The sequence below is a fragment of the Mycobacterium sp. UM_CSW genome (genome assembly GCF_000455205.1).
Lineage (GTDB): Bacteria > Actinomycetota > Actinomycetes > Mycobacteriales > Mycobacteriaceae > Mycobacterium.
Genome location: NZ_AUWQ01000122.1, coordinates 1 through 7,837, shown reverse-complemented (window position 1 = coordinate 7,837; position 7,837 = coordinate 1). Strand labels below are relative to the sequence as shown.

Here is a 7,837-nt window from a genome sequence, read left to right as displayed (position 1 = left end):
CGCCGGCACCGGCGGCGCCGCCCGTGCCGCCGGTACCACCGTCGCCGCCGGCCACGCCGGAGCCCACGCCGCTCGCCCCGGCACCGCCGGTGCCGCCCATGCCGCCCTGACCGCCGGCCCCACCGGCGCCGCCGGCCCCACCGAACAGCGCCTGGTTGGCCCCACCGGCCCCACCGTTGCCGCCGGCCCCACCGGCAAAGCCGTCACCACCGTGGCCGTTGCTGACGCCCACCGTGCCGGTCGACCCGACCAGACCTTGAGCACCCATACCGCCGATCCCGCCGGCGCCACCGTTACCGCCGCCCAACAGCCCATTGGCACCGCCGGCGCCACCGTTGCCGCCGTGCCCGCCGGCGGCGGTGGCGTTGCCGCCGGCCCCACCGGCACCGCCGTGGCCCCACAGCCCGGCCGACCCGCCGGCCCCGCCGTTCCCGCCGTTGGCGCCGTTTGCGCCCGACCCGCCGTTGCCCCCGTTGCCGAAGAGCCATCCGCCGTCGCCACCGGCCTGCCCGGTCCCGGCCGCGCCGTTGGCGCCGTCACCGAACAGCGGGCGCCCGGTCAGGTCCTTCACCGGCGAGAACGGGTTGGCCGCGAGGGCCTGCAGGTCGTGCTGCAATGTGCCCAACGGTGAGGAGTTGGCGGCCTCGGTGGCCGCATACGCGAGCCCGCCCGAGTTCATCAACTGCACGAACTGGTCATGGAAGGCGGCCGACTGGGCGCTGAGTGCCTGAAACTGCTGTCCGAAACCGCCGAACAACTGCGTCAGCACCGCCGACACCTCGTCGGCGGCCGCCGGCGCAATTCCCGTGGTCGACGGGGCCGCCGCCGCGGTCGCTTCCCTGATCGCCTCCCCGATTGCGCTCAAGTCGGTGGAGGCACTGGCCAAGGCCTCAGGTGCTGCGATCAGGTAGGACATCTTGGGCTCCCATCGAACATGCCGCACATTAGGGGATTTACGTCAGAACCGTACTATAGGCATGTTTGGGAAGATGTAAAGCGACTTTCGGTATTTTCATATATTTCGTCGGCCGCCTGGCCCGATGGCCAGTGGGGCGATTGATGCCCGAAACCGCGACCCCGTCGGGTCAGCCGGTCACGATCAGCGGAAGCGAGATCACGCCGGGGCCCCCGGCGACGACGATCACCCAGCGGCCGTCGACGGGCATGGCCACCGACACCGGGAAGAAGGCGAACCCGATTTCGCCGACGGTGGCCTCCGGGGGCATCTCGAAGGCGACGCGAAGGGGCTTCTGCCCCGCCGGGGGCCAGATCTCGACGTCGAGCCGGTCATCGTCGTCGGCATCGGACTGCGTCAGCACCACGAGCAGAAAGCTGGCGAACCGGTCGGGCCCGACCACGAATCGGGACAGCACGCCGCCGGTGACGTTCAGTTTGTTGTCGACAACCGCGGCCGCTTCGGCGAGAAAGGCCCCCGTAACGATCACCTGCCGAAGCTACCGCCCAGCTACGGCTCCGCCGCATGCGCCCCGCAGACTTGCGCGATTATTCTGCCGCACAGCGCGTTTCACGCGGAACGTCGAATGCGCGCGCCCAACCGCCACCCCGCTCGCCGGGCCGAGCCGTGTCGGTCCCCTCACCTACAGTTGCAGCTGTGTTCGTCACCGGTGAAACCGTCGTCTACAGCGCGTCGGACCTCGCGTCCGCCGCCCGGTGCGAATACGCGCTCCTGCGGGATTTCGACGCGAAACTCGGCCGCGGCCCCGCCGTGTGTGTCGAGGACGAACTGCTCGCCCGGACCTCCGCCCTAGGCACCGAACACGAACGACGCCGCCTCGCGCGATACCGCGACGAGTTCGGCGATGCGGTCGCGGTCATCGGTCGCCCGGCCTACACGCCGGCCGGCTTTGCGGCCGCCGCCGAGGCAACCCGGCGCGCGATCGCCAACCGCGCCCCGGTGGTGTATCAGGCCGCGATCTTCGACGGCCGATTCGTCGGATTCGCCGACTTTTTGGTGCTGGACGGCGAGCGGTACCGGGTCGCCGACACGAAGCTGGCCCGCTCGCCCAAGGTGCCCGCGTTGCTGCAGCTGGCCGCCTACGCCGACGCGCTCGCCGGCTCGGGCGTCCCGGTCGCGCCCGAGGCCGAGCTGGAGCTGGGCGACGGCGCCGTCCTGCGCTACCGCGTCGGCGATTTGGTCCCGGTTTACCGTTCCCAGCGCGCGCTGCTGCAGCGGCTGCTCGACGAGCACTACGCCGCGGGCACCCCGGTGCGCTGGGACGACCAAAACGTCAGCGCGTGTTTCCACTGCCCGCTGTGCACCGAGCAGTTGCGCGCCACCGACGACCTGCTGCTCGTTGCCGGGATGCGAGTCACCCAGCGCGACAAGCTGATCGACGCCGGCATCACCACGGTCGCCGAGCTGGCCGATCGCACGACGCCGGTGCCCGAGCTGGCGCCCAGCGCGCTGACCAAGCTGACCGCGCAGGCCAAACTGCAAGTCCGCCAACGCGACACCGGCACCCCGCAGTTCGAGGTCGTCGACCCGCAGCCGCTGACCCTGCTGCCCGAGCCGGACCCCGGTGACCTGTTCTTCGACTTCGAAGGCGACCCGCTGTGGACGGCCGACGGGCACGACTGGGGCCTGGAATATCTGTTCGGCGTTCTGGAAGCGGGCGGGACTTTCCACCCGCTGTGGGCGCACAGCAGGATCGACGAGCGCAAGGCGCTCATCGACTTCCTCGCGATGGTGAAAAGGCGCCGCAAACGCCGCCCCAACATGCACATCTACCACTACGCGCCCTACGAAAAGACCGCGCTGCTGCGGCTCGCCGGCCGGTACGGCGTCGGCGAGGACGACGTCGACGAACTGCTGCGCAGCGGGACGCTGGTCGACCTCTATCCCCTGGTGCGCAAGAGCATTCGGGTGGGGGCGGAGTCGTTCGGCCTCAAGGCGCTCGAGCCGCTGTACATGGGGTCGCAGCTGCGCGCCGGTGACGTCACGACGGCCGCCGAGTCCATCACCTCCTACGCCCGCTACTGCCAGCTCAAGGACGAGGGCCAACTGGACGACGCCGCGTCCCTGCTCAAGGAGATCGAGGACTACAACCACTACGACTGCCGCTCGACACAGGCATTGCGCAACTGGCTGATGCTGCGCGCCTACGAATCCGGTGTCCTACCCGTTGGCGCGCAACCGGTGCCGGAGGGCAACCGGGTCGAGGACCGCGACCAGCTGGCGATGGCGTTGTCGGCGTTCACCGGCGACGCCGGCGTCGCAGACCGCACGCCCGAGCAGACCACGGTTGCGCTGGTGGCCGCGGCGCGCGGCTACCACCGGCGCGAGGACAAGCCGTTCTGGTGGGCGCACTTCGACCGGCTGAACTTCCCGGTCGAGGAGTGGGCCGACGACACCGACGTCTTCATCGCCGATGCGGCGTCGGTCGACGCCGACTGGCATACCCCGCCCCGCGCGCGCAAGCCGCGGCGACATGTGCGCCTCAGGGGTGAACTGGCGCGCGGCGAATTGATGACCGATGTGTTCGCGCTCTACGAGCCGCCGGCCCCGCCGAGCATGGCCGACAACCCCGACCGTCGCGCGGCCGGCCGCGCCGAAATACTGGCGGTCGACGATCCGGCGGTGCCCACCGAGGTGACCATCGTCGAGCGAGTCGGCAACGACGGCAACACGTTTGACCAGTTGCCGTTCGCGCTCACCCCAGGGCCACCCATTCCCACCACGGCGTTGCGGGCCTCGATCGAGACGACCGCCGCCGCCCTGGCCGCCAACCTGCCGGCACTGCCGTCCACCGCCGTGATCGACGTCCTGCTGCGCCGCGCTCCCCGCGCGAAAGCCCCGCTGCCGCGCACCGGCGATGCCGTCGCCGACATCACCGCCGCCGCACTCGATCTGGACTCGTCGTACCTCGCCGTGCACGGACCGCCGGGCACCGGCAAGACGCACACCGCTGCCCGGGTGATCAAAAGCCTTGTCGGCGAACATGGCTGGCGCGTCGGCGTGGTGGCGCAGTCGCACGCCACGGTGGAGAACCTGTTGGGCTGCGTGATCGACGCCGGGCTGGATCCGGGCCGGGTCGCCAAGAAACCCGCCGGACACAACGCCCCGCGCTGGCGGGAGATCGAGTCCAACGAATACCCGTCCTTCATCGCCGAGCATGACGGCTGCGTGATCGGCGGCACTGCTTGGGATTTCGCCAACGCCAACCGGGTGCCCCCGGGCAGCCTGGACCTGCTGGTGATCGACGAGGCGGGCCAGTTCTGCCTGGCCAATACCATCGCCGTTGCGCCGGCGGCCGCCAACCTGTTGCTCCTCGGCGACCCGCAGCAGCTGCCACAGGTCAGCCAGGGCACGCATCCCGAACCGGTCGACACGTCGGCGCTGGACTGGCTGGTGGACGGCGAGCGCACGCTGCCCGACGAGCGGGGCTACTTCCTGGACCTGTCCTACCGCATGCATCCGGCGGTCTGCGCCGCGGTCTCCGCGCTGTCCTACGAGGGCCGGCTGCAATCGCACGAGTGCACCAGGGAGCGCCACCTCGACGGGCAATCGCCCGGCGTGCACGTGAGTGTTGTGGAACACCAGGGCAATTCGACGGAGAGCCCCGAGGAGGCCGACGCGATCGCCGCCCACGTCGGCCGGCTCCTCGGCCGGGCGTGGACCGACGAACACGGCACCCGGCCGCTGGCCGCCGACGACGTGCTGGTGCTGGCGCCCTATAACGCCCAGGTGACGCTGATCCGCCGACGGCTCGCCCAGGCCGGGCTCGGCGCGGTCCGGGTCGGAACCGTCGACAAGTTCCAGGGCGGGCAGGCGCCGGTGGTCTTCGTGTCGATGACGGCCTCGTCGGTCGACGTGGTGCCGCGCGGGATCTCATTCCTGCTCAACCGGAACCGGCTGAACGTCGCCATCAGCAGGGCGCAGTACGCGGCGGTGATCGTGCGCTCGCGGCTGCTCACCGAGTACCTGCCCGGCACGCCCGCCGGCCTGATCGACCTCGGCGCGTTCCTGGCGCTGACGCGCGACTAGCCCGAGTCGTTAATCCGTTGCCGCCAGTGGCGCCCCGCAACCGAATGAGTGTGCACTGAGGGCCTTGCGAGTGAAGCCACGGCGGGATTTTCGCGAATTCCCAACCCAGGACTCACAATCAAAGCCCCAAATGCGCACTCAATGAGCAACGACCGCCCCAGGACTAACCCGAGTGCCGGCCGTAGCCCGCCGGGTCGTCGTCCGGATCGGGGCGGTAGCGGTGGCCCGGCGACGCCATCGGCCGGAAGCGCTTCCCGCCGTCGACGCGAGACCCGTTGTGCGCGAAGCCGATCGGTGCGGCCTGCACCGGCACCGGCCGGGCAGCCGGCGGCGGTGGCACGACGTCCGGTTCACGAACCAGCCGCAGTTCGACGTATTCGTCGTCGTCATAGTCGTCGTCGACGACGTCGCCCCCGTCCGGCGGCTCGCCGCCCGCGTCCGCCGACGGCGCGAACCCGAGCACAAACACCGCGGCGACGACGCCGAACAACACGACGAACGCGGGCAACAGCACCGACTGCGCCATCGCCGCGGCGAACGGCTCGCGCAGGAAGTCGGGCAGCTGCACGGCGGCGGCGTCCTCGGCGGAGGCCGACGGTGCGTCGGACGGCATCTCGGAACCGATCCGCCACGTCATGAACGCGGCCATGCCCGCGCTCCCGAGCACCGCCCCGAGCTGCCGAACCGAGTTGAAGACCGCCGAACCCGCGCCGGCGAGTTCGGTAGGCAGGTTACGCGTCGCGGTCGCCGTCAGCGGCGACCACACGAACGCGCTGCCGACGCCGATCACGGCGAACGCCAGCAGCAGCCGCCAGATCGGCGTCGACGGGGACATCTCGAACGACAGCCAGGTGAGCCCGACCGCCATCGTGGAGAAGCCGAACCCGAGCACCGGCCCCGGGTGGTACCGGTCGACCATCATGCCCACGAACGGCGCCAGCGCGCCGCCCACGACCGCCATCGGCGCGATCACCAGCGCCGAACGCGTCGGCGACAGCCCGCACCCGCCCTGCAAAAAGAACGGCAGCGGCAGCATCATCGCCGTCATCGCGAACGCGGTGACGGCCACCCCGGCGTTGCACAGGCCGAAGTCGCGGTCGGCGAAGACGCGCAGCGGGATCAGCGGCTCGCGGGTGTTGACGGCCTGCCAGTACACGAACACCGACATGCATCCGACCCCGGCGACGATCATCGCCCAGACCCAGGGCTGCCAGTGACCGGCCTGGCCCTCCTGCAGGCCGAAGACGATCAGGAACATGCCCAGCCCGGACAACGCGACGCCCACCAGGTCGAAGCGCTGCGCCTGGGTGGGCAGCACGGGCACCAGCCACGCCGCCAGCGCCAGCCCGGCGACGCCGATGGGGACGTTGACGAAGAAGATCCACTGCCAGCCCAGCCCGTCGACCAGCGCGCCGCCGGCCAGCGGCCCGACCAGGGTGGCCACCCCGGCGGTGGCGCCCCACACGCTGACCGCGACACCGCGCCGCTCCGCCGGGAAGACTCGGGTGATCATCGACAGGGTCTGCGGGGTCAGCACCCCGGCGCCGACGCCCTGGACCACCCGGGCGGCGATCAGCATGGCGACGCTGCCCGACAGCCCGCACCAGAGCGACGCGGCGGTGAACAGGCCCAGCCCGATGAGATAGAGGTTCTTGGTGCCGTACCGGTCACCGAGCCGCCCGGCCACCAGCAGCACCACCGCGCAGCCCAGCAGGTAGGCGCTGGTCACCCAGACCACGGTGGCGTACCCGGTGTGCAGGTCGAGCTTGATGGTCGGGTTGGCGATGACGACGATCGTGGAGTCGACCATGATCATGAAGAAGCCGATGATCATCGCGAACAGCGCGTTCCACGGATTCCGTGGGCCCGCCGCGACCAGGGAGTTCCAGCCCTCCATGAACTGCGCGCGACTCGGCACCGCGCGCCGGTTCCCCCCCGGCGACCAAGGCGTCGCCGTGTTCATGTGGCTCAACCCCCTCGCACCGACGGCTCGAATCGTCACCCAGCCCGCATTATCCCGGTTGGGCAAATGCGCCGCTCGGCCGCGGATCGGTGACCGCGGGTTAGCCTGGAATGGACATCGGTAAGACCAACAGGATGAGCAGGATGCGGGCCCGACGAAACAGAGCGTCACGCATGTCAAACGCGGAGCAGGCGGCGGCCGGCAAGGACGGCCGGCCCAAGGCGTCGGCACGGGCATTGGCGCAGGTCATCGAGCGCAGCACGCGGATCCACGGCCCCGCCGCGGAGGCCTACGTGTCGCGGCTGCGCCGCGCGCACCCGGCCGCCACCCCGGCACAAATCGACGCCAAGCTGGAAAAACGCTTCCTGGCGGCCCTGACGGCCAGCGGGGCCGCGGTCGGCTCGGCCGCGACGTTTCCCGGGGTCGGGACGCTGACGGCGGTGTCGGCGGGCGCCGGGGAGACCGTCTTCTTCATTGAGGCCACCGCGCTGTTCGTGCTGGCCAAGGCCGTCGTCTACAACATCCCGGCCGACCACCGCGAACGCCGCCGCGCGCTGGTCCTTTCCGTCCTGGTCGGCGACGACAGCCAGCGCGCCATCGGCGAGCTGATCGGGCCCGGCCGCACCAACGGCGGCTGGCTGGCCGAGGGCATGGCGTCGCTGCCGTTGCCGACGCTGTCGCGGTTGAACACCCGGATGCTCGGCTACTTCGTCAAGCGCTACACGCTGCGCAAGGGCGCCCTGATGTTCGGCAAGGCGCTGCCGGTCGGCATCGGCGCCGTGGTCGGCGGCGCCGGCAACCGGATGGTGGGCAAGAAGATCGTCCACAACGCCCGCCACGCGTTCGGCTTGCCGCCCTCGCGCTGGCCG

5 protein-coding genes are annotated in these 7,837 nt (G+C 70.8%); 2 read left to right on the top strand and 3 right to left on the bottom strand.

The annotated features are described in order from the left end of the window. Together N415_RS28115 and N415_RS28110 are read right to left on the bottom strand one after the other, a co-directional pair. Nucleotides 1-916: PE family protein (locus N415_RS28115; RefSeq protein WP_068188902.1), on the bottom strand; the 916-nt coding region annotated here is incomplete at its 3' end. A gap of 169 nt (nt 917-1,085) precedes the next feature. Further along, nucleotides 1,086-1,442 (bottom strand): hypothetical protein, encoded by a 357-nt coding sequence (locus N415_RS28110; RefSeq protein WP_081665568.1) that lies wholly within the window; start codon nt 1,440-1,442, stop codon nt 1,086-1,088. Between the two features lie 170 nt (nt 1,443-1,612). On the opposite strand from N415_RS28110, the gene N415_RS28105 reads away from it, so the two are divergent. Next, nucleotides 1,613-5,005 (top strand): TM0106 family RecB-like putative nuclease, encoded by a 3,393-nt coding sequence (locus N415_RS28105; protein ID WP_068188896.1) that lies wholly within the window; start codon nt 1,613-1,615, stop codon nt 5,003-5,005. Nucleotides 5,006-5,168: 163 nt separating this feature from the next. On the opposite strand, the gene N415_RS28100 is transcribed toward N415_RS28105, so the two are convergent. Then, complete coding sequence (locus N415_RS28100) at nt 5,169-6,968, bottom strand: MFS transporter (RefSeq protein ID WP_068188894.1); 1,800 nt, start codon at nt 6,966-6,968, stop codon at nt 5,169-5,171. A 173-nt stretch (nt 6,969-7,141) separates the two neighbouring features. On the opposite strand from N415_RS28100, the gene N415_RS28095 reads away from it, so the two are divergent. After that, nucleotides 7,142-7,837: hypothetical protein (locus N415_RS28095; RefSeq protein WP_152531619.1), on the top strand; the 696-nt coding region annotated here is incomplete at its 3' end.

Coding starts and splice junctions, on each gene's coding strand:
- N415_RS28100 (WP_068188894.1), bottom strand. CDS start 6,968: ATGAACACGGCGACGCCTTGGTCGCCGGGGGGGAACCGGCGCGCGGTG.